We start from the raw sequence: 18,502 nt of genomic DNA, 5'->3' as shown, positions 1-18,502 counted from the left end.
GAGAGAAAATGATGGTTAAGCTTATTGCCCATGTGCTTGTTCATAGTGGTGGTGATTATTTGCTCATTCAGCGTTCGGAAATTAAAAGAGGACAACCCAACGTTTATCCAACTTACTGGGATATTCCTGGTGGTGGGGTTGAAAAGGGTGAACTTCCGCGAGATGGAGCTCTTAGAGAATGTATTGAAGAAGCGGGAGTTAGGCTAGATAGCAGTTCGCTCAAACTTCTTCACGAAGATAGTCAACTGGATACCTCTAAGGATACTGTCTTTACTCGCTTAGTTTATAAAGCAGAGTGGGTTGGGGAGAAGCCAATTATCAGATTAGATCCTGAAGAGCATACGCACTTTAAATGGGTTACTATGGATCAAGCTCTAGAGGAGGAGAAGTTAGTTCCTTATTTGCGAGAAATTTTTGAAAGGTTAAGAAATGACTTATAATTTTATAGAAGAATACGATATTATTGTAATCGGAGCGGGGCATGCAGGGGTGGAAGCATCCCTAGCTGCAAGCCGCATGGGTTGCAAGGTTTTGCTTGCGACTATTAACATTGAAATGTTGGCTTTCATGCCATGTAATCCCTCTATCGGTGGTTCTGCCAAGGGGATTGTCGTGCGTGAAGTCGACGCTCTCGGTGGTGAAATGGCCAAGACCATTGACAAGACTTACATCCAGATGAAGATGCTCAACACAGGGAAGGGGCCAGCTGTTCGTGCCCTTCGTGCGCAAGCTGACAAGGAGCTTTACTCTAAGGAAATGCGCAAGACAGTTGAAAACCAAGAAAATCTAACCCTACGTCAAACTATGATTGATGAGATTTTGGTGGAAGATGGCAAGGTTGTCGGTGTGCGTACAGCGACCCATCAAGAATATGCTGCCAAGGCTGTTATTGTGACCACAGGGACTGCCCTCCGTGGGGAAATCATCATCGGAGACCTCAAGTACTCATCAGGTCCAAACCACAGCCTAGCTTCGATTAACCTTGCTGACAATCTCAAGGAACTTGGTCTCGAAATCGGTCGTTTCAAGACAGGGACGCCTCCACGTGTCAAGGCTTCCTCTATCAACTACGATGTGACAGAAATCCAGCCAGGAGACGAAGCGCCTAATCACTTCTCTTATACTTCACGTGATGAGGACTATGTCAAGGATCAGGTGCCATGCTGGTTGACCTATACCAATGGTACCAGTCATGAAATTATCCAAAACAACCTCCACCGTGCGCCTATGTTTACAGGTGTGGTCAAGGGAGTGGGACCTCGTTACTGCCCATCGATTGAGGACAAGATTGTGCGCTTTGCAGACAAGGAACGTCACCAACTCTTCCTGGAACCAGAAGGGCGCAATACTGAGGAAGTCTATGTTCAAGGACTTTCAACCAGTCTGCCTGAAGATGTGCAACGTGAACTTGTTCATTCTATAAAAGGTTTGGAAAATGCAGAGATGATGCGAACAGGTTATGCCATTGAGTACGATATGGTCTTGCCTCATCAGTTGCGTGCGACTCTGGAAACCAAGAAAATCTCAGGTCTTTTCACTGCTGGTCAGACCAATGGAACGTCAGGTTACGAAGAAGCAGCTGGCCAAGGGATTATCGCGGGTATCAACGCGGCTCTGAAAATCCAAGGCAAGCCTGAGTTGATTTTGAAACGCAGTGACGGTTATATCGGAGTCATGATTGATGACTTGGTGACCAAGGGAACCATTGAACCTTATCGTCTCTTGACCAGTCGTGCTGAATACCGCCTCATCCTCCGTCATGACAATGCTGATATGCGTTTGACCGAGATGGGACGCGAGATTGGGCTTGTGGATGATGAACGCTGGGCTCGCTTTGAAATCAAGAAAAATCAATTTGACAATGAGATGAAACGCCTAGACAGTATCAAACTCAAGCCAGTCAAGGAAACCAATGCCAAGGTCGAAGCGATGGGATTCAAACCATTGACTGATGCAGTCACTGCCAAGGAGTTCCTCCGTCGTCCAGAAGTCTCTTACCAAGATGTGGTTGCCTTCATCGGACCTGCTGCTGAAGAATTGGATGACAAAATTATCGAATTGATTGAAACGGAAATCAAGTACGAAGGATACATCTCAAAAGCCATGGATCAGGTTGCCAAGATGAAACGCATGGAAGAAAAACGCATTCCAGCCAACATCGACTGGGATGACATTGACTCTATCGCGACTGAGGCTCGCCAGAAGTTCAAACTCATTAATCCAGAAACCATCGGTCAAGCCAGCCGTATTTCTGGAGTTAACCCAGCAGATATTTCCATTCTCATGGTGTATCTAGAAGGTAAAAATCGAAGTATTTCAAAAAATCTAGAAAAAAAGGCTGACTAAAGACAAAGTGCTGAATTCTCTTTTAGGAATTCAGCTTTTTTGATAGAATCGTCCTCTATTTTCGAATAAAGAGAAAAGGAGGAATGATTATGCTGACGGTAGAAGAAAAAAATTTTTTAGATCACTATAAAAATGCTTCCTATCATCGTTTTTATGAGATTGAGCGCTTCACTAGTCTCTGTCAAAAGTTAGACAAATGGCCACCACAGGCTGACAAGCTTTAGACTTTTTGATATACTAGAACAAATTAAAACATAGGAGAGAATGAATGAACGTATATGGCAGATTAGAAGAGGAACCAACTCCATCTTGGACGGGAATTCAGGATGATTTAGTTGGGAGAGAGGAGCGCTTCGAGGATGAACCAAGTTCATTTGCTCCCTTACCATTATTTAAGATCCTAATCTGGAGCACTTTAGTTGTACTTGTATCTGTAGTTCTTCCTTTCTTGCTAGGACTAACTAGCCCAGAACAGGCACAAGATTTTTATATGGGATGGGCGATGCACCAGGGGGGAGATATCTACACAGACTATTTTGGAACGAGTGGTCTTCTCTATTACTTTTTACAGTATCTAAGCAAGGGTAGTATTTTGTTTGCAGCCTTTACTTGGCTTGCTCTAGTGGGTGCTGGGATTTTTCTTTTCCGTTCAACTTATACCTTGACGGAGGAGAACAAGCAGTCGCAACAAGTGTTGACCATCTTTTATCTTCTTGTTGGAGGACTTAGCTTTGGCGGTGGTTATGCCACCATTTTGGCCCTTCCATTCCTGTTTTACGCTCTTAGTTTAGTAACAAGGTATTTGGTAGAGTATAATCATGACAAAGGTTTCGTGCGTGTTGGGATTAGCTTGGCTCTAGCATTCTTTTTTGCCCCTCTAGTTACAGCTCTATATGCTCTAGTCTTATTCTTTGCATTGTTAGCCTTTAATATTGGGCGTGGTCGCTTAGTTCATGGGCTCTATCAATTTTTTGCAGCTGGTCTTGGGTTCTCACTTTTCTTTTATCCAATTGGTTACTATACGGCTTATAATGGGAGTTTCGGGAATGCTATTAGTCAAATTCTCTATCCAGTAGATAGTTTGAAGTTTATGTCCAATCCAGCCTTGCTAGACAACCTCCTTTTTTATGGATTGTTAACAATTGGTCTTGGAGGATTAAGATTCGTATTTACAGGGCTTTTCCAGTCTAAACCAAGCAAGCAATACGTCTTATCTATTTTTGCTTCAGTAGCTATCTTATCGTTACTAGGATTGGAAATTTTCTCTACAGAACCGATTCACGGTAGTCGTCTAGCTACTTTTCTTCCTTTCTTGTCCATTTTTCTATTGACTCACATTCGAACTGGGGAATTAGAAGGAGCCAATCGCCGTAGAAGACATCGAGAAGTTCCTTCAATATGGGCAATCTTCCTCAAAGGAAATGCCTACTTGCCTATCCTGGCCCTTGCTTACCTATTCTTGGCCCCTTTAGTAGCGCGCTATGTCCTTCACCCAGAACAATATCAAGAACGAACTCGCATAGAAACTACGGTTAAAGGGCAAACGCAGGCAACAGATCGTATTTATATATGGGATGATTTTACTAATGGTTATAAGACTAGTGAACGTTTAGCAGCCAGTCAGTTCCTATCACCAAAATTATATACTGGCCTTGATGCAAATCGAAGCAAGCTTGTCAATGATTTACGTGATAATCAGCCTAAAGTGATTGTGGTCAATACTAAAATAGCTCTCTGGACGGAAGTAGAACAGCTTCTAGCAGAAAGTTATCAACCAGTTCAAAGTGAATTCAAAGACTTTAAACTTTACAAATTAAAATAAAATAATCAATATCTAGTATAATTTTTATGAAAATAGGAATTTTAATACTAGATATTGATTTTTATTTTTTTAGTGATATAATATTTTTTAGATACTACTTTTAGAAAAGAGCCTGGATATGATTGTATTGGAAGAGAAAACAAACCCTGATCTAACCTTATTCGTCGAAAAGCGTGACGGTAGACGCGTCATTTTTGATGTAGATAAGATTGACAAAGCCTTGCATAAGGCTGCGGAAAAAGTCATGGATATAACCCCCTTGGTCGAAAAGCGTCTTAATACTCTAGTTGAACGTATTGTAGAAGAGATTCATAGTCGCTTTCCTCAAGGTGTAAAAATCTATGAAATCCAAAATATCGTAGAACATGAGTTATTGGAAGCTAAAGAATATGCCTTGGCAGAGGAATATATCACTTATCGAACTCAAAGGGATTTTGAGCGCTCAAAAGCAACAGATATCAACTTCAGTATCCATAAACTTCTCAACAAAGACCAGGCAGTTGTCAATGAGAATGCTAATAAAGATAGTGATGTTTTTAATACCCAGCGTGATTTGACGGCAGGAATTGTTGGGAAATCAATCGGTCTTCAAATGCTTCCTAAGCATGTGGCTAATGCCCACCAAAAAGGGGATATCCACTATCACGATTTGGACTATAGCCCTTACACTCCGATGACCAACTGCTGTCTGATTGATTTTAAGGGTATGTTGGAAAATGGTTTTAAGATTGGGAATGCTGAGGTAGAGAGTCCTAAGTCTATTCAGACTGCGACTGCTCAGATATCGCAAATCATCGCCAACGTTGCATCAAGTCAGTATGGAGGCTGTTCAGCAGACCGTATTGATGAAGTCTTGGCTCCTTATGCAGAAAAAAATTACCAAAAACACCTCAAGGATGCGGAAGAATGGGTGCTACCTGATAAGCGCGAAGAATATGCTTGGAAGAAAACCCAAAAAGACATCTATGATGCCATGCAATCTCTAGAGTACGAGATTAATACCCTCTTTACATCAAATGGACAAACACCCTTTACTTCCCTTGGTTTCGGTCTAGGAACCAATCGTTTTGAACGCGAAATTCAAAAGGCAATTTTAAACATTCGTATCAAGGGGCTTGGTTCAGAACACCGTACAGCTATCTTCCCTAAATTGATCTTCACTCTTAAAAGAGGACTTAATCTGGAGGAAGGTTCTCCTAACTACGATATCAAGCAGTTGGCCCTTGAGTGTGCAACTAAGCGCATGTATCCAGATGTCTTGTCTTATGATAAGATTATTGAGTTGACAGGTTCTTTCAAGGTTCCGATGGGGTGTCGTTCATTCCTTCAAGGATGGAAGGATGAAAATGGAGTAGAAGTCAATTCTGGTCGTATGAACCTAGGTGTGGTAACAGTCAATCTTCCTCGTATCGCCCTCGAGTCTGAAGGCGACCTGAACAAGTTCTGGGAAATCTTCAATGAGCGTATGAATATCGCTGAAGATGCACTGGTTTACCGTGTGGAGCGAACCAAGGAAGCCACTCCAGCTAATGCGCCTATCCTTTATCAATACGGAGCTTTTGGCCGTCGTCTTGGTAAAGAAGAAAGTGTCGACGAGCTCTTTAAGAACCGTCGTGCTACTGTTTCGCTTGGCTACATTGGACTTTATGAAGTAGCGACAGTATTCTTTGGAAACAATTGGGAAACCAATCCAGAAGCTAAAGAATTCACTCTTGATATCATTCGAGATATGAAACATCGAGTGGAAGAGTGGTCAGACCAATATGGGTATCACTTCTCTATTTATTCAACACCGTCTGAAAGTCTGACGGACCGATTCTGCCGTTTAGATGCTGAGAAATTTGGTTCTATTCCAGATATTACAGATAAAGAATACTACACAAATTCCTTCCATTATGATGTTCGCAAAAATCCAACACCATTTGAAAAATTGGACTTTGAGAAAGTCTACCCAGAAGCGGGTGCATCAGGCGGCTTTATCCACTACTGCGAGTATCCAGTTCTTCAACAAAATCCAAAGGCCTTGGAAGCTGTTTGGGATTATGCTTATGACCGTGTAGGTTATCTCGGAACCAATACTCCAATTGACCGCTGTTACAAGTGTGATTTTGAAGGAGATTTTGAGCCGACAGAGAGAGGATTTGCTTGTCCTAACTGTGGGAACAACGATCCTAAAACAGTAGACGTGGTTAAACGAACCTGTGGTTATCTTGGGAATCCACAAGCTCGTCCGATGGTTAATGGTCGTCACAAGGAAATTGCTGCGCGTGTCAAACACATGAACGGTTCTACTATCAAAACAGCAGGACATGAAGTAAGAAGTTAGAAAGAGATAGCATGGGAAAATATCAATTAGATGATAAGGGCAAGGCCTTGGTTCAACGGTTCCACGAGAAACATTCAAAAGGTGGAGGCAATAAAAAAGACCGAGTGGCTAGCCTAAGAGAGCAATTTTTAAATAAGAATAAGAAAAAGTGAGAGTCCGCTCTCGCTTTTCTCTTAGTTGGAGGTAAAGATGATATTACGCAGACCAAGATTGGCAGATAAAGAAACAATTTTAGAGATGATGTCAGAGTTTGAGCAGACTCAATCAGCCCACAATGGAGGATTTTGGGATACTGAGAACTTTGACTATGAAAAGTGGTTGGAAACTAGCCATAATAAAGAAATGGGAATAGGATTGCTGGAAAATCGCGTTCCATCAATTCAGTTCGTATTGTTTGATGAATCAGGCCATGCTTTAGGTTTTTTAAATTTACGGTTGAGACTGAATGAGGGTTTACTGAATTATGCTGGCCATATTGGCTATTCTATCCGCCCTTCCGAAAGAGGCAAAGGATATGCCAAGGAAGCTCTCCGTCAAGGTCTACAAGTGGCTAAAGAAAAGAACATCCATCGTGCTCTGGTGAATTGTAGCGCGGAAAATCCAGCAAGCCGAGCTGTTATCTTAGCTAATGGTGGAGAGTTGGAGGATGTTCGAAATGGAACGGAGCGCTATTGGATAGAGTTGGAGTAGAAAGCATGACATGGAATACACCAAAACCAGGCGAGTGGAAGAGTGAGGAGCTTAGTCAAGGGCGTATCATTGACTATAAGGCTTTTAACTTTGTGGATGGAGAAGGGGTGCGCAATTCTCTCTATGTAGCCGGCTGCATGTTTCACTGTGAGGGCTGTTACAATGTAGCGACCTGGTCTTTCAATGCAGGAATTCCTTATACGCCAGAATTGGAAGAACAAATCATGGCAGACTTAGCCCAGCCCTATGTTCAAGGATTGACTTTGCTAGGAGGAGAGCCATTCCTCAATACAGGTATTCTTTTGCCCCTTGTAAAACGCATTCGAAAGGAATTGCCAGAAAAAGACATCTGGTCTTGGACAGGCTACACTTGGGAAGAAATGATGCTGGAAACTCCAGATAAGCTAGAGCTTTTATCTATGATTGATATCCTGGTCGATGGTCGCTATGATCGGAGCAAGAGAAATCTTATGCTTCAATTCCGCGGCTCTTCCAATCAACGAATTATCGATGTACAAAAGTCTCTCCAAAGTGGAAAGGTAGTCATTTGGGACAAGCTTAACGATGGAAAAGAAAGCTATGAACAGGTGAAGAGAGAATGAAGAAAAAAGAATTAATAGAAAGACTAGTATCAGAAATAGAGTCGGGAAAAGTAAAAACGCTGGGTATCTACGGTCACGGCGCTTCAGGAAAATCAACTTTTGCTCAAGAATTGTACCAAATATTGGATGCTGAAAAGGTAAATTTACTAGAGACAGATCCCTATATTACTTCGGGACGACATTTAGTAGTACCTAAAGAGACACCAGACCAAAAGGTGACAGCATGTTTACCGGTAGCGCATGAGCTGGCAAGTTTACAAAGAGATATTCTTGCTCTGCAAGCGGGTATGGACATCTTGACAATTGAGGAACCTTGGAAGGCTAGCGAGATCTTATCTGGAGCAAAACCAATTCTGATAGTCGAAGGGATGTCTGTGGGTTTTCTACCCAAGGAACTCTTTGACAAAACCATTTGTTTCTACACAGATGAGGAGACCGAATTAAAGAGACGTCTAGCTCGAGATACGACTGTGAGAAATGGCGATGCATCCATTATATTGGCTAGTCAGCAGATGAGACGAGAGCAGTATCTACAATACTATAAAGAAACCGAGTCAAGAGCTGATATCTTGGTAGATCAATCAGATGATAAATTTCAAATTAAAACTAACATTATATAGAAGAAAAGACAGATAATCTAGCACTTAAATATGAAAATTTATTAAAATGGAATAAGAAAACAGTTTCATCTAAAAAATTTAAAAAAACCTGTCAAATCCCTTGCAATCGCAGGGGCTTTGTGTTATTCTATTATGGTGCTGTAAATTACAGCCTTAGCTTTGATGCAAGAGGTTGCGACACGCTCGGTTGCATTGCCACGCAACGCGCGTCGGTTTTCTTGTGGAGCTAGCCTATTATCTTAAATAGACGAAAAGGAGAAAAAGATGGCAAACAAAAAAATCCGTATCCGTTTGAAAGCTTACGAACACCGTACGCTTGACACAGCGGCTGCAAAAATCGTAGAATCAGCTACTCGTACAGGTGCACAAGTTGCGGGTCCAATCCCACTTCCAACTGAGCGTAGCCTCTACACAATCATTCGTGCGACTCACAAATACAAAGACTCTCGCGAACAATTTGAAATGCGTACACACAAACGTTTGATCGATATCGTTAACCCAACTCAAAAAACAGTTGACGCTTTGATGAAATTGGATCTTCCAAGTGGTGTAAACGTAGAAATCAAACTTTAATTTAAAGCTTGATAACTTGAGCATAAAAAACGCTCGTTAAAAACTTTTTGAATAAAAAATATAGAAAAGGAACTATTTTCTCATGACAAAAGGAATCTTAGGGAAAAAAGTGGGAATGACTCAAATCTTCACTGAAGCTGGCGAATTGATCCCTGTAACAGTTATTGAAGCAACTCCAAACGTTGTTCTTCAAGTTAAAACTGTTGAAACAGACGGATACAACGCTATCCAAGTTGGTTTCGATGACAAACGCGAAGTATTGAGCAACAAACCTGCTAAAGGACATGTAGCAAAAGCTAACACGGCTCCTAAGCGCTTCATTCGTGAATTCAAAAACGTTGAAGGCTTGGAAGTTGGTGCTGAAATCACAGTTGAAACTTTCGCAGCTGGAGATGTTGTTGACGTAACTGGCACTTCTAAAGGTAAAGGTTTCCAAGGTGTTATCAAACGCCACGGACAATCACGTGGACCTATGGCTCACGGTTCTCGTTACCACCGTCGTCCAGGTTCTATGGGACCTGTTGCACCTAACCGCGTATTCAAAGGTAAAAACCTTGCAGGACGTATGGGTGGCGACCGTGTAACAATTCAAAACCTTGAAGTTGTACAAGTTGTTCCAGAAAAGAACGTTATCCTTATCAAAGGTAACGTACCAGGTGCTAAGAAATCTCTTATCACTATCAAATCAGCAGTTAAAGCTGGTAAATAATAAGGAAAGGGGAATACAGTCAAAATGGCAAATGTAACATTATTCGACCAAACTGGTAAACAAGCGGGCGAAGTTGTTCTTAACGATGCAATCTTTGGTATCGAACCAAACCAATCTGTTGTGTTTGATGTCATCATCAGCCAACGTGCTAGCCTTCGTCAAGGAACTCACGCTGTTAAAAACCGTTCAGCCGTTTCAGGTGGCGGACGCAAACCATGGCGTCAAAAAGGAACTGGACGTGCTCGTCAAGGTTCTATCCGCTCTCCACAATGGCGTGGTGGTGGAATTGTCTTCGGACCAACTCCACGTAGCTATGCGTACAAACTTCCTCAAAAAGTTCGTCGCCTTGCACTTAAATCTGTTTACTCAGAAAAAGTTGCTGAAAACAAATTTGTAGCCGTTGATTCTCTTGAATTTACAGCTCCAAAAACTGCTGAATTTGCAAAAGTTCTTGCAGCTTTGAGCATCGATTCTAAAGTCCTTGTTATTCTTGAAGAAGGAAACGAATTCGCAGCTCTTTCAGCTCGTAACCTTCCAAACGTGAAAGTTGCGACTGCTACAACTGCAAGTGTTCTTGACATCGCAAATAGTGACAAACTTCTTGTTACTCAAGCAGCTATCTCTAAAATCGAGGAGGTTCTTGCATAATGAATTTGTATGATGTTATCAAAAAACCTGTTATCACTGAAAGCTCAATGGCTCAACTTGAAGCAGGAAAATATGTATTTGAAGTTGACACTCGTGCTCACAAACTTTTGATCAAGCAAGCTGTTGAAGCTGCTTTCGAAGGTGTTAAAGTTGCAAATGTTAACACAATCAACGTAAAACCTAAAGCTAAACGTGTTGGACGTTACACTGGTTTTACTAACAAAACTAAAAAAGCTATCATCACACTTACAGCTGATTCAAAAGCAATCGAGTTGTTTGCTGCTGAAGCTGAATAATCTAAGGAGGAAATATCGTGGGAATTCGTGTTTATAAACCAACAACAAACGGTCGCCGTAATATGACTTCTTTGGATTTCGCTGAAATCACAACAAGCACACCTGAAAAAACTTTGCTTGTTGCTTTGAAGAACAAGGCTGGTCGTAACAACAACGGTCGTATCACAGTTCGTCACCAAGGTGGTGGACACAAACGTTTCTACCGTTTGGTTGACTTTAAACGTAACAAAGATAACGTTGAAGCAGTTGTTAAAACTATCGAGTACGATCCAAACCGTTCTGCAAACATCGCTCTTGTACACTACACTGACGGTGTGAAAGCATACATCATCGCTCCAAAAGGTCTTGAAGTTGGTCAACGTATCGTTTCAGGTCCTGAAGCAGATATCAAAGTAGGTAACGCTCTTCCACTTGCTAATATCCCAGTTGGTACTTTGGTCCACAACATTGAGTTGAAACCAGGTCGTGGTGGTGAATTGGTTCGTGCTGCTGGAGCTTCTGCTCAAGTATTGGGACAAGAAGGTAAATACGTTCTTGTTCGTCTTCAATCAGGCGAAGTTCGTATGATTCTTGGAACTTGTCGTGCTACAGTTGGTGTTGTCGGAAACGAACAACATGGACTTGTAAACCTTGGTAAAGCAGGACGTAGCCGCTGGAAAGGTATCCGCCCAACAGTTCGTGGTTCTGTAATGAACCCTAACGATCACCCACACGGTGGTGGTGAAGGTAAAGCACCAGTTGGTCGTAAAGCACCATCTACTCCATGGGGCAAACCTGCTCTTGGTCTTAAAACTCGTAATAAGAAAGCGAAATCTGACAAACTTATCGTTCGTCGTCGCAACGAGAAATAATTTAAAACTAGTCGCTTAAGCAACTAGGAAATTCCGCCAGCTCGGTAGCGCTCCTTGTGAGCGCAAGCCGCTGTGGTACAAAATTTAAAGGAGAAAATATAAAAATGGGACGCAGTCTTAAAAAAGGACCTTTCGTCGATGAGCATTTGATGAAAAAAGTTGAAGCTCAAGCTAACGACGAAAAGAAAAAAGTTATCAAAACTTGGTCACGTCGTTCAACGATCTTCCCAAGTTTCATTGGTTACACAATCGCAGTTTATGATGGACGTAAACACGTACCTGTTTACATCCAAGAAGACATGGTAGGTCACAAACTTGGTGAATTTGCACCAACTCGTACTTACAAAGGTCACGCCGCAGACGACAAGAAGACACGTAGAAAATAAGGAGAACATAAATGGCAGAAATTACTTCAGCTAAAGCAATGGCTCGCACAGTACGTGTTTCACCTCGTAAATCACGTCTTGTTCTTGACAACATCCGTGGTAAAAGCGTAGCCGATGCAATCGCAATTTTGACATTCACTCCAAACAAAGCTGCTGAAATCATCTTGAAAGTTTTGAACTCAGCTGTAGCTAACGCTGAAAACAACTTTGGTTTGGATAAAGCTAACTTGGTAGTATCTGAAGCATTCGCAAACGAAGGACCAACTATGAAACGTTTCCGTCCACGTGCGAAAGGTTCAGCTTCACCAATCAACAAACGTACAGCTCACATCACTGTAGCTGTTGCAGAAAAATAAGGAGGTAAAATCGTGGGTCAAAAAGTACATCCAATTGGTATGCGTGTCGGCATCATCCGTGATTGGGATGCCAAATGGTATGCTGAAAAAGAATACGCGGATTACCTTCATGAAGATCTTGCAATCCGTAAATTCGTTCAAAAAGAACTTGCTGACGCAGCTGTTTCAACTATTGAAATTGAACGCGCAGTAAACAAAGTTAACGTTTCACTTCACACTGCTAAACCAGGTATGGTTATCGGTAAAGGTGGTGCTAACGTTGATGCACTCCGTGCTAAACTTAACAAATTGACTGGAAAACAAGTACACATCAACATCATCGAAATCAAACAACCTGATTTGGATGCTCACCTTGTTGGTGAAGGAATTGCTCGTCAATTGGAGCAACGTGTTGCTTTCCGTCGTGCACAAAAACAAGCAATCCAACGTGCTATGCGTGCTGGAGCTAAAGGAATCAAAACTCAAGTATCAGGTCGTTTGAACGGTGCAGATATCGCCCGTGCTGAAGGATACTCTGAAGGAACTGTTCCACTTCACACACTTCGTGCAGATATCGATTACGCTTGGGAAGAAGCAGACACTACATACGGTAAACTTGGTGTTAAAGTATGGATCTACCGTGGTGAAGTTCTTCCAGCTCGTAAAAACACTAAAGGAGGTAAATAACCAATGTTAGTACCTAAACGTGTTAAACACCGTCGTGAATTCCGTGGTAAAATGCGTGGTGAAGCTAAAGGTGGAAAAGAAGTAGCATTCGGTGAATACGGTCTTCAAGCTACAACTAGCCACTGGATCACTAACCGCCAAATCGAAGCTGCTCGTATCGCCATGACTCGTTACATGAAACGTGGTGGTAAAGTTTGGATTAAAATCTTCCCACACAAATCATACACAGCTAAAGCTATCGGGGTTCGTATGGGATCTGGTAAAGGGGCACCTGAAGGTTGGGTAGCACCAGTTAAACGTGGTAAAGTAATGTTTGAAGTTGCTGGTGTTTCTGAAGAGATCGCTCGCGAAGCGCTTCGTCTTGCAAGCCACAAATTGCCAGTTAAATGTAAATTCGTAAAACGTGAAGCAGAATAAGGAGAAGGCATGAAACTTAATGAAGTAAAAGAATTTGTTAAAGAACTTCGTGGTCTTTCTCAAGAAGAACTCGCGAAGCGCGAAAACGAATTGAAAAAAGAATTGTTTGAACTTCGTTTCCAAGCTGCTACTGGTCAATTAGAACAAACAGCTCGCTTGAAAGAAGTTAAAAAACAAATCGCTCGTATCAAAACAGTTCAATCTGAAGCGAAATAATAGACTAGGGAAGGAGAAATTTCAATGGAACGCAATAATCGTAAAGTTCTTGTTGGACGTGTTGTATCTGACAAAATGGACAAGACAATCACAGTTGTAGTTGAAACAAAACGTAACCACCCAGTCTATGGTAAACGTATTAACTACTCTAAAAAATACAAAGCACATGATGAAAACAATGTTGCCAAAGAAGGCGATATCGTACGTATCATGGAAACTCGTCCGCTTTCAGCTACAAAACGTTTCCGTCTTGTAGAAGTCGTTGAAGAAGCGGTTATCATCTAATCAAACCTGAAAGGAGAAAACTGAAATGATTCAAACAGAAACTCGTTTGAAAGTCGCAGACAACAGCGGTGCACGCGAAATCTTGACTATCAAAGTTCTTGGTGGTTCTAAACGTAAATTTGCGAACATCGGTGATGTTATTGTGGCATCTGTAAAACAAGCTACTCCTGGTGGTGCGGTTAAAAAAGGTGACGTTGTTAAAGCAGTTATCGTTCGTACTAAATCAGGTGCTCGTCGTGCTGATGGTTCATACATCAAATTTGACGAAAACGCAGCAGTTATCATCCGTGAAGACAAAACTCCTCGCGGAACACGTATCTTTGGCCCAGTTGCACGTGAATTGCGTGAAGGTGGCTTCATGAAGATCGTGTCACTTGCTCCAGAAGTACTTTAATTTTCACAGAGCAAAAACAAACAAACACAGTCCCCTGGCTTAGCCAGGGTGCCCATTGGGCGTAAGAATAAAAGGAGAAAAAAATGTTTGTAAAAAAAGGCGACAAAGTTCGCGTAATCGCTGGTAAAGATAAGGGAACAGAAGCTGTTGTCCTTACTGCCCTTCCAAAAGTAAACAAAGTTATCGTTGAAGGTGTTAATATCGTTAAGAAACACCAACGTCCAACTAACGAACTTCCTCAAGGTGGTATCATCGAGAAGGAAGCAGCTATCCACGTATCAAACGTTCAAGTTTTGGACAAAAACGGTGTAGCTGGTCGTGTTGGTTACAAATTTGTAGACGGTAAAAAAGTTCGCTACAACAAAAAATCAGGCGAAGTGCTTGATTAATCACGAAGGAAAGGAGAAGTATAATGGCAAATCGTTTAAAAGAAAAATATCTTAATGAAGTAGTTCCTGCTTTGACAGAACAATTCAACTACTCATCAGTGATGGCTGTGCCTAAAGTAGATAAGATCGTTTTGAACATGGGTGTTGGTGAAGCTGTATCAAACGCTAAAAGCCTTGAAAAAGCTGCTGAAGAATTGGCGCTTATCTCAGGTCAAAAACCACTTATCACTAAAGCTAAAAAATCAATCGCCGGCTTCCGTCTTCGTGAAGGTGTTGCGATCGGTGCAAAAGTTACCCTTCGTGGTGAACGTATGTACGAATTCTTGGACAAATTGGTTTCAGTTTCACTTCCACGTGTACGTGACTTCCACGGTGTTCCTACAAAATCATTTGATGGACGCGGAAACTACACTCTTGGTGTGAAAGAACAATTGATCTTCCCAGAAATCAACTTTGATGACGTTGACAAAACTCGTGGTCTTGACATCGTTATCGTAACTACTGCTAACACTGACGAAGAGTCACGTGCATTGCTTACAGGCCTTGGAATGCCTTTTGCAAAATAATATAGGAGGTATAACTAATGGCTAAAAAATCTATGATTGCTAAGAACAAACGCCCAGCGAAGTTCTCTACTCAAGCATACACTCGCTGTGAACGTTGTGGACGTCCACACTCAGTTTACCGCAAGTTTAAACTTTGCCGTGTTTGCTTCCGTGAATTGGCATATAAAGGTCAAATCCCTGGTGTAACAAAAGCATCTTGGTAATTTAAGATATCAAGGGCGTCAAAACTCCAAGTGAAAATAGGAAACTTGACGAAGAAACTTTAGTTTCTAGAAAAGTTTATCTTTTTCACACAGAGTTTAGCCCGGGTTCAGTTGGGCTTGCCAATTTGAACACGAGCTACAGCTTTGGCAAAAAAGATCAATTTGCTTTGGAGCATCGCTCCTGCATCAAATTGTCTATTTTTGCTCTTGCTGTTACGCTCTTTGTATCATGTATTAACTAGCAAGTGCAACTTGCAAACTACTAGTAAGAGGAGAAAAATAAAATGGTTATGACTGACCCAATCGCAGACTTCCTAACTCGTATTCGTAACGCTAACCAAGCAAAACACGAAGTACTTGAAGTACCTGCATCAAACATCAAAAAAGGGATTGCAGAAATCCTTAAACGCGAAGGTTTTGTTAAGAACGTAGAAATCATCGAAGATGACAAACAAGGCATCATCCGTGTATTCCTTAAATACGGACCAAACGGTGAAAAAGTTATCACAAACTTGAAACGTGTTTCTAAACCAGGACTTCGTGTCTACAAAAAACGTGAAGACCTTCCAAAAGTACTTAACGGTCTTGGAATTGCTATCCTTTCAACTTCTGAAGGTTTGCTTACTGATAAAGAAGCACGCCAAAAGAACGTTGGTGGTGAGGTTATCGCTTACGTTTGGTAATATTTAGCTCCCAATTTCTTTGTGACTCGTCGTTATCGTCTCTTGCCTAACCCAAAGTTATGTCTGCGAGACGATGCCTAGATTCACTTTGAATTGAAACCTAAATGTTCCTTCAAATCGAGAAATCGATTTAACCCCGTGAAAACTGGCCGTTCTGGCCTGACAATTTAACAGGAGAATAAAAACATGTCACGTATTGGTAATAAAGTTATCGTGTTGCCTGCTGGTGTTGAAATCACTAACAATGACAACGTTGTAACTGTAAAAGGACCTAAAGGAGAACTTACTCGTGAGTTCTCAAAAGATATTGAAATTCGTGTGGAAGGTACTGAAGTAACTCTTCACCGTCCAAACGATTCAAAAGAAATGAAAACTATCCACGGAACTACTCGTGCTCTTTTGAACAACATGGTTATTGGTGTATCAGAAGGATTCAAGAAACAACTTGAAATGCGTGGGGTTGGTTACCGTGCACAACTTCAAGGATCAAAACTTGTTTTGGCTGTTGGTAAATCACATCCAGACGAAGTTGAGGCTCCAGAAGGAATTACTTTTGAACTTCCAAACCCAACAACAATCGTTGTTAGCGGAATTTCAAAAGAAGTAGTTGGTCAAACAGCTGCTTACGTACGTAGCCTTCGTTCACCAGAACCATACAAAGGTAAAGGTATCCGTTACGTTGGCGAATATGTTCGTCTTAAAGAAGGTAAAACAGGTAAATAATATTGAGTGGTTGATTTTCAGCCATCAATATCGTTTCCAACTTTGTGCATAGCACACGATTTAAAACTAAAGAGGTGAAAACTGTGATTTCTAAACCAGATAAAAACAAACTCCGCCAAAAACGCCACCGTCGCGTTCGCGGAAAACTCTCTGGAACTGCTGATCGCCCACGTTTGAACGTATTCCGTTCTAATACAGGCATCTACGCTCAAGTTATTGATGACGTAGCGGGTGTAACGCTCGCAAGTGCTTCAACTCTTGACAAAGAAGTTTCAAAAGGAACAAAAACTGAACAAGCCGTTGCTGTCGGTAAACTCGTTGCAGAACGTGCAAACGCTAAAGGTATTTCAGAAGTGGTGTTCGACCGCGGTGGATATCTATATCACGGACGTGTGAAAGCTTTGGCTGATGCAGCTCGTGAAAACGGATTGAAATTCTAATAGGAGGACACTAGAAAATGGCATTTAAAGACAATGCAGTTGAATTAGAAGAACGCGTAGTTGCTGTTAACCGTGTTACTAAAGTTGTTAAAGGTGGACGTCGTCTTCGTTTTGCAGCTCTTGTAGTCGTTGGTGACCACAACGGTCGCGTAGGATTTGGTACTGGTAAAGCTCAAGAAGTTCCAGAAGCAATCCGCAAAGCAGTAGAAGATGCTAAGAAAAACTTGATCGAAGTTCCTATGGTTGGAACAACAATCCCACACGAAGTTATTTCAGAATTCGGTGGAGCTAAAGTATTGTTGAAACCTGCTGTAGAAGGTTCTGGGGTTGCCGCTGGTGGTGCTGTTCGTGCCGTTATCGAGTTGGCAGGTGTAGCTGATGTTACATCTAAATCTCTTGGCTCAAATACTCCAATCAACATTGTTCGTGCAACTGTTGAAGGTTTGAAACAATTGAAACGCGCTGAAGAAGTTGCTGCCCTTCGTGGTATTTCAGTTTCTGATTTGGCATAAGAAAGGGGATAAAATGGCTCAAATTAAAATTACTTTGACTAAGTCTCCAATCGGACGCATTCCATCACAACGTAAAACTGTTGTAGCACTTGGACTTGGCAAATTGAACAGCTCTGTTATTAAAGAAGATAACCCAGCAGTACGTGGTATGATTACTGCAGTATCTCACTTGGTAACAGTTGAAGAAGTAAACTAATTAAATTTTAGGGGATGTGCAGTATACCATCCCCTAAAACTAGATATAGTCATCTTTGATGACAAACGTATAGGCGAGTTGATAGGAGAGACAACCTTTTCTCTCTTATCGGCGCTAGCATTTTACAAAAGAGGAGAAAATATATAATGAAACTTCATGAATTGAAACCTGCAGAAGGTTCTCGTAAAACTCGTAACCGTGTTGGTCGTGGTACTTCATCAGGTAACGGTAAAACATCTGGTCGTGGTCAAAAAGGTCAAAAAGCTCGTAGCGGTGGCGGAGTACGTCTTGGTTTTGAAGGTGGACAAACTCCATTGTTCCGTCGTCTTCCAAAACGTGGATTCACTAACATCAACGCTAAAGAATACGCAATTGTTAACCTTGACCAATTGAACGTCTTTGAAGATGGTGCAGAAGTAACTCCAGTTGTTCTTATCGAATCAGGAATTGTTAAAGCTGAAAAATCAGGTATCAAAATTCTTGGTAACGGTGAGTTGACTAAGAAATTGTCTGTAAAAGCAGCTAAATTCTCTAAATCAGCTGAAGAAGCTATCACTGCTAAAGGTGGTTCAGTAGAAGTCATCTAA

Annotated in this window: 30 protein-coding genes; all 30 read left to right on the top strand. The window is 41.6% G+C overall.

What is annotated here, in order from left to right; all coding sequences use genetic code 11:
- Window positions 1–8: 8 nt before the first annotated feature.
- The 30 genes from QM867_RS06590 to rplO all read left to right on the top strand — a co-directional run bounded on the left by QM867_RS06590 (window position 9) and on the right by rplO (window position 18,502).
- Window positions 9–440 (top strand): NUDIX hydrolase, encoded by a 432-nt coding sequence (locus tag QM867_RS06590; protein ID WP_049504858.1) that lies wholly within the window; start codon window positions 9–11, stop codon window positions 438–440.
- Window positions 430–2,346: a tRNA uridine-5-carboxymethylaminomethyl(34) synthesis enzyme MnmG gene (gene mnmG / locus QM867_RS06585; protein WP_414276129.1), complete on the top strand. Its 1,917-nt coding sequence runs from the start codon at window positions 430–432 to the stop codon at window positions 2,344–2,346. Before QM867_RS06590 ends, mnmG begins: the two co-directional genes overlap by 11 nt.
- Before the next feature lie 89 nt (window positions 2,347–2,435).
- A complete protein-coding gene (locus QM867_RS06580) occupies window positions 2,436–2,570 on the top strand; it encodes a hypothetical protein (RefSeq protein WP_265586415.1) in 135 nt (44 codons plus the stop codon).
- A gap of 44 nt (window positions 2,571–2,614) precedes the next feature.
- Window positions 2,615–4,168: a damage-inducible protein CinA gene (locus QM867_RS06575; protein WP_414276130.1), complete on the top strand. Its 1,554-nt coding sequence runs from the start codon at window positions 2,615–2,617 to the stop codon at window positions 4,166–4,168.
- Between the two features lie 118 nt (window positions 4,169–4,286).
- Window positions 4,287–6,494, top strand: a complete 2,208-nt coding sequence (nrdD, locus tag QM867_RS06570; protein ID WP_248035747.1) for an anaerobic ribonucleoside-triphosphate reductase — start codon at window positions 4,287–4,289, stop codon at window positions 6,492–6,494.
- An 11-nt stretch (window positions 6,495–6,505) separates the two neighbouring features.
- Window positions 6,506–6,646: a hypothetical protein gene (locus tag QM867_RS06565; protein ID WP_000521609.1), complete on the top strand. Its 141-nt coding sequence runs from the start codon at window positions 6,506–6,508 to the stop codon at window positions 6,644–6,646.
- Between the two features lie 37 nt (window positions 6,647–6,683).
- Complete coding sequence (locus tag QM867_RS06560; RefSeq protein WP_075230998.1) at window positions 6,684–7,184, top strand: GNAT family N-acetyltransferase; 501 nt, start codon at window positions 6,684–6,686, stop codon at window positions 7,182–7,184.
- 5 nt (window positions 7,185–7,189) lie between these two features.
- The gene (gene nrdG, locus QM867_RS06555; RefSeq protein WP_075230997.1) at window positions 7,190–7,786 is read left to right on the top strand and encodes an anaerobic ribonucleoside-triphosphate reductase activating protein; all 597 of its coding nucleotides are present in this window, start codon (window positions 7,190–7,192) and stop codon (window positions 7,784–7,786) included.
- The gene (locus QM867_RS06550) at window positions 7,783–8,406 is read left to right on the top strand and encodes a uridine kinase (RefSeq protein WP_153224688.1); all 624 of its coding nucleotides are present in this window, start codon (window positions 7,783–7,785) and stop codon (window positions 8,404–8,406) included. Before nrdG ends, QM867_RS06550 begins: the two co-directional genes overlap by 4 nt.
- 264 nt (window positions 8,407–8,670) lie before the next feature.
- Window positions 8,671–8,979 carry a 30S ribosomal protein S10 gene (gene rpsJ, locus QM867_RS06545; RefSeq protein ID WP_001284513.1) on the top strand — a complete coding sequence of 103 codons (309 nt, stop codon included), beginning with the start codon at window positions 8,671–8,673 and terminating at the stop codon, window positions 8,977–8,979.
- Between the two features lie 82 nt (window positions 8,980–9,061).
- Entirely contained in the window at window positions 9,062–9,688 is a 627-nt protein-coding gene (gene rplC / locus QM867_RS06540) for a 50S ribosomal protein L3 (RefSeq protein WP_000160197.1), read from the top strand.
- A gap of 24 nt (window positions 9,689–9,712) precedes the next feature.
- Window positions 9,713–10,336 carry a 50S ribosomal protein L4 gene (rplD, locus tag QM867_RS06535; RefSeq protein WP_000024549.1) on the top strand — a complete coding sequence of 208 codons (624 nt, stop codon included), beginning with the start codon at window positions 9,713–9,715 and terminating at the stop codon, window positions 10,334–10,336.
- Window positions 10,336–10,632: a 50S ribosomal protein L23 gene (locus QM867_RS06530; protein WP_001055347.1), complete on the top strand. Its 297-nt coding sequence runs from the start codon at window positions 10,336–10,338 to the stop codon at window positions 10,630–10,632. The genes rplD and QM867_RS06530 overlap by 1 nt, the downstream gene beginning before the upstream one ends.
- A 17-nt stretch (window positions 10,633–10,649) precedes the next feature.
- Window positions 10,650–11,483 carry a 50S ribosomal protein L2 gene (rplB, locus tag QM867_RS06525; protein WP_000512914.1) on the top strand — a complete coding sequence of 278 codons (834 nt, stop codon included), beginning with the start codon at window positions 10,650–10,652 and terminating at the stop codon, window positions 11,481–11,483.
- Window positions 11,484–11,587: 104 nt separating this feature from the next.
- The gene (gene rpsS, locus QM867_RS06520) at window positions 11,588–11,869 is read left to right on the top strand and encodes a 30S ribosomal protein S19 (protein ID WP_000533766.1); all 282 of its coding nucleotides are present in this window, start codon (window positions 11,588–11,590) and stop codon (window positions 11,867–11,869) included.
- An 11-nt stretch (window positions 11,870–11,880) separates the two neighbouring features.
- Window positions 11,881–12,225 (top strand): 50S ribosomal protein L22, encoded by a 345-nt coding sequence (rplV, locus tag QM867_RS06515; RefSeq protein ID WP_000818137.1) that lies wholly within the window; start codon window positions 11,881–11,883, stop codon window positions 12,223–12,225.
- Window positions 12,226–12,237: 12 nt separating this feature from the next.
- Window positions 12,238–12,891: a 30S ribosomal protein S3 gene (gene rpsC / locus QM867_RS06510; RefSeq protein WP_000529936.1), complete on the top strand. Its 654-nt coding sequence runs from the start codon at window positions 12,238–12,240 to the stop codon at window positions 12,889–12,891.
- Window positions 12,892–12,894: 3 nt separating this feature from the next.
- Entirely contained in the window at window positions 12,895–13,308 is a 414-nt protein-coding gene (gene rplP, locus QM867_RS06505) for a 50S ribosomal protein L16 (protein WP_000960948.1), read from the top strand.
- 9 nt (window positions 13,309–13,317) lie between these two features.
- On the top strand, window positions 13,318–13,524 hold the full coding sequence (rpmC, locus tag QM867_RS06500; protein WP_000772918.1) for a 50S ribosomal protein L29: 207 nt from the start codon (window positions 13,318–13,320) through the stop codon (window positions 13,522–13,524).
- Between the two features lie 24 nt (window positions 13,525–13,548).
- Window positions 13,549–13,809, top strand: a complete 261-nt coding sequence (gene rpsQ / locus QM867_RS06495) for a 30S ribosomal protein S17 (RefSeq protein WP_000440801.1) — start codon at window positions 13,549–13,551, stop codon at window positions 13,807–13,809.
- 25 nt (window positions 13,810–13,834) lie between these two features.
- Window positions 13,835–14,203, top strand: coding sequence for a 50S ribosomal protein L14 (gene rplN / locus QM867_RS06490; protein WP_000616548.1), 369 nt, complete (start codon window positions 13,835–13,837; stop codon window positions 14,201–14,203).
- 83 nt (window positions 14,204–14,286) lie between these two features.
- Window positions 14,287–14,592 carry a 50S ribosomal protein L24 gene (gene rplX / locus QM867_RS06485; protein WP_000497691.1) on the top strand — a complete coding sequence of 102 codons (306 nt, stop codon included), beginning with the start codon at window positions 14,287–14,289 and terminating at the stop codon, window positions 14,590–14,592.
- Between the two features lie 23 nt (window positions 14,593–14,615).
- Window positions 14,616–15,158, top strand: coding sequence for a 50S ribosomal protein L5 (gene rplE / locus QM867_RS06480; protein ID WP_000013542.1), 543 nt, complete (start codon window positions 14,616–14,618; stop codon window positions 15,156–15,158).
- Window positions 15,159–15,175: 17 nt separating this feature from the next.
- Complete coding sequence (locus tag QM867_RS06475; protein ID WP_001085699.1) at window positions 15,176–15,361, top strand: type Z 30S ribosomal protein S14; 186 nt, start codon at window positions 15,176–15,178, stop codon at window positions 15,359–15,361.
- A 284-nt stretch (window positions 15,362–15,645) separates the two neighbouring features.
- Window positions 15,646–16,044, top strand: coding sequence for a 30S ribosomal protein S8 (rpsH, locus tag QM867_RS06470; protein ID WP_000245504.1), 399 nt, complete (start codon window positions 15,646–15,648; stop codon window positions 16,042–16,044).
- 186 nt (window positions 16,045–16,230) lie between these two features.
- A complete protein-coding gene (gene rplF, locus QM867_RS06465; RefSeq protein WP_000086625.1) occupies window positions 16,231–16,767 on the top strand; it encodes a 50S ribosomal protein L6 in 537 nt (178 codons plus the stop codon).
- Between the two features lie 83 nt (window positions 16,768–16,850).
- A complete protein-coding gene (gene rplR / locus QM867_RS06460; RefSeq protein WP_000624044.1) occupies window positions 16,851–17,207 on the top strand; it encodes a 50S ribosomal protein L18 in 357 nt (118 codons plus the stop codon).
- A 17-nt stretch (window positions 17,208–17,224) separates the two neighbouring features.
- Complete coding sequence (gene rpsE / locus QM867_RS06455) at window positions 17,225–17,719, top strand: 30S ribosomal protein S5 (protein ID WP_000874203.1); 495 nt, start codon at window positions 17,225–17,227, stop codon at window positions 17,717–17,719.
- 13 nt (window positions 17,720–17,732) lie between these two features.
- Window positions 17,733–17,915, top strand: a complete 183-nt coding sequence (rpmD, locus tag QM867_RS06450; RefSeq protein WP_000057243.1) for a 50S ribosomal protein L30 — start codon at window positions 17,733–17,735, stop codon at window positions 17,913–17,915.
- A gap of 146 nt (window positions 17,916–18,061) precedes the next feature.
- Entirely contained in the window at window positions 18,062–18,502 is a 441-nt protein-coding gene (gene rplO / locus QM867_RS06445) for a 50S ribosomal protein L15 (RefSeq protein WP_000766079.1), read from the top strand.

It is taken from the genome of Streptococcus infantis, assembly GCF_047463635.1.
GTDB lineage: Bacteria > Bacillota > Bacilli > Lactobacillales > Streptococcaceae > Streptococcus > Streptococcus infantis_W.
The sequence above is the reverse complement of the archived record's forward strand: the minus strand, read 5'-3'. Positions and strand labels throughout refer to the sequence as shown.

Bases quoted from the DNA above. Each gene is read 5' to 3' on its own strand.
- rplC (WP_000160197.1), top strand. From the start codon at position 9,062: ATGACAAAAGGAATCTTAGGGAAAAAAGTGGGAATGACTCAAATCTTC.
- rplO (WP_000766079.1), top strand. From the start codon at position 18,062: ATGAAACTTCATGAATTGAAACCTGCAGAAGGTTCTCGTAAAACTCGT.
- QM867_RS06530 (WP_001055347.1), top strand. From the start codon at position 10,336: ATGAATTTGTATGATGTTATCAAAAAACCTGTTATCACTGAAAGCTCA.
- QM867_RS06580 (WP_265586415.1), top strand. From the start codon at position 2,436: ATGCTGACGGTAGAAGAAAAAAATTTTTTAGATCACTATAAAAATGCT.
- rpmC (WP_000772918.1), top strand. From the start codon at position 13,318: ATGAAACTTAATGAAGTAAAAGAATTTGTTAAAGAACTTCGTGGTCTT.
- rplP (WP_000960948.1), top strand. From the start codon at position 12,895: ATGTTAGTACCTAAACGTGTTAAACACCGTCGTGAATTCCGTGGTAAA.
- QM867_RS06560 (WP_075230998.1), top strand. From the start codon at position 6,684: ATGATATTACGCAGACCAAGATTGGCAGATAAAGAAACAATTTTAGAG.
- rpsS (WP_000533766.1), top strand. From the start codon at position 11,588: ATGGGACGCAGTCTTAAAAAAGGACCTTTCGTCGATGAGCATTTGATG.
- rpsJ (WP_001284513.1), top strand. From the start codon at position 8,671: ATGGCAAACAAAAAAATCCGTATCCGTTTGAAAGCTTACGAACACCGT.
- rplN (WP_000616548.1), top strand. From the start codon at position 13,835: ATGATTCAAACAGAAACTCGTTTGAAAGTCGCAGACAACAGCGGTGCA.
- QM867_RS06475 (WP_001085699.1), top strand. From the start codon at position 15,176: ATGGCTAAAAAATCTATGATTGCTAAGAACAAACGCCCAGCGAAGTTC.
- rpsH (WP_000245504.1), top strand. From the start codon at position 15,646: ATGGTTATGACTGACCCAATCGCAGACTTCCTAACTCGTATTCGTAAC.
- mnmG (WP_414276129.1), top strand. From the start codon at position 430: ATGACTTATAATTTTATAGAAGAATACGATATTATTGTAATCGGAGCG.
- rplX (WP_000497691.1), top strand. From the start codon at position 14,287: ATGTTTGTAAAAAAAGGCGACAAAGTTCGCGTAATCGCTGGTAAAGAT.
- rpsQ (WP_000440801.1), top strand. From the start codon at position 13,549: ATGGAACGCAATAATCGTAAAGTTCTTGTTGGACGTGTTGTATCTGAC.
- QM867_RS06565 (WP_000521609.1), top strand. From the start codon at position 6,506: ATGGGAAAATATCAATTAGATGATAAGGGCAAGGCCTTGGTTCAACGG.
- rpsE (WP_000874203.1), top strand. From the start codon at position 17,225: ATGGCATTTAAAGACAATGCAGTTGAATTAGAAGAACGCGTAGTTGCT.
- nrdG (WP_075230997.1), top strand. From the start codon at position 7,190: ATGACATGGAATACACCAAAACCAGGCGAGTGGAAGAGTGAGGAGCTT.
- rplF (WP_000086625.1), top strand. From the start codon at position 16,231: ATGTCACGTATTGGTAATAAAGTTATCGTGTTGCCTGCTGGTGTTGAA.
- QM867_RS06550 (WP_153224688.1), top strand. From the start codon at position 7,783: ATGAAGAAAAAAGAATTAATAGAAAGACTAGTATCAGAAATAGAGTCG.
- QM867_RS06590 (WP_049504858.1), top strand. From the start codon at position 9: ATGATGGTTAAGCTTATTGCCCATGTGCTTGTTCATAGTGGTGGTGAT.
- nrdD (WP_248035747.1), top strand. From the start codon at position 4,287: ATGATTGTATTGGAAGAGAAAACAAACCCTGATCTAACCTTATTCGTC.
- rpmD (WP_000057243.1), top strand. From the start codon at position 17,733: ATGGCTCAAATTAAAATTACTTTGACTAAGTCTCCAATCGGACGCATT.
- rplD (WP_000024549.1), top strand. From the start codon at position 9,713: ATGGCAAATGTAACATTATTCGACCAAACTGGTAAACAAGCGGGCGAA.
- rplV (WP_000818137.1), top strand. From the start codon at position 11,881: ATGGCAGAAATTACTTCAGCTAAAGCAATGGCTCGCACAGTACGTGTT.
- rplE (WP_000013542.1), top strand. From the start codon at position 14,616: ATGGCAAATCGTTTAAAAGAAAAATATCTTAATGAAGTAGTTCCTGCT.
- QM867_RS06575 (WP_414276130.1), top strand. From the start codon at position 2,615: ATGAACGTATATGGCAGATTAGAAGAGGAACCAACTCCATCTTGGACG.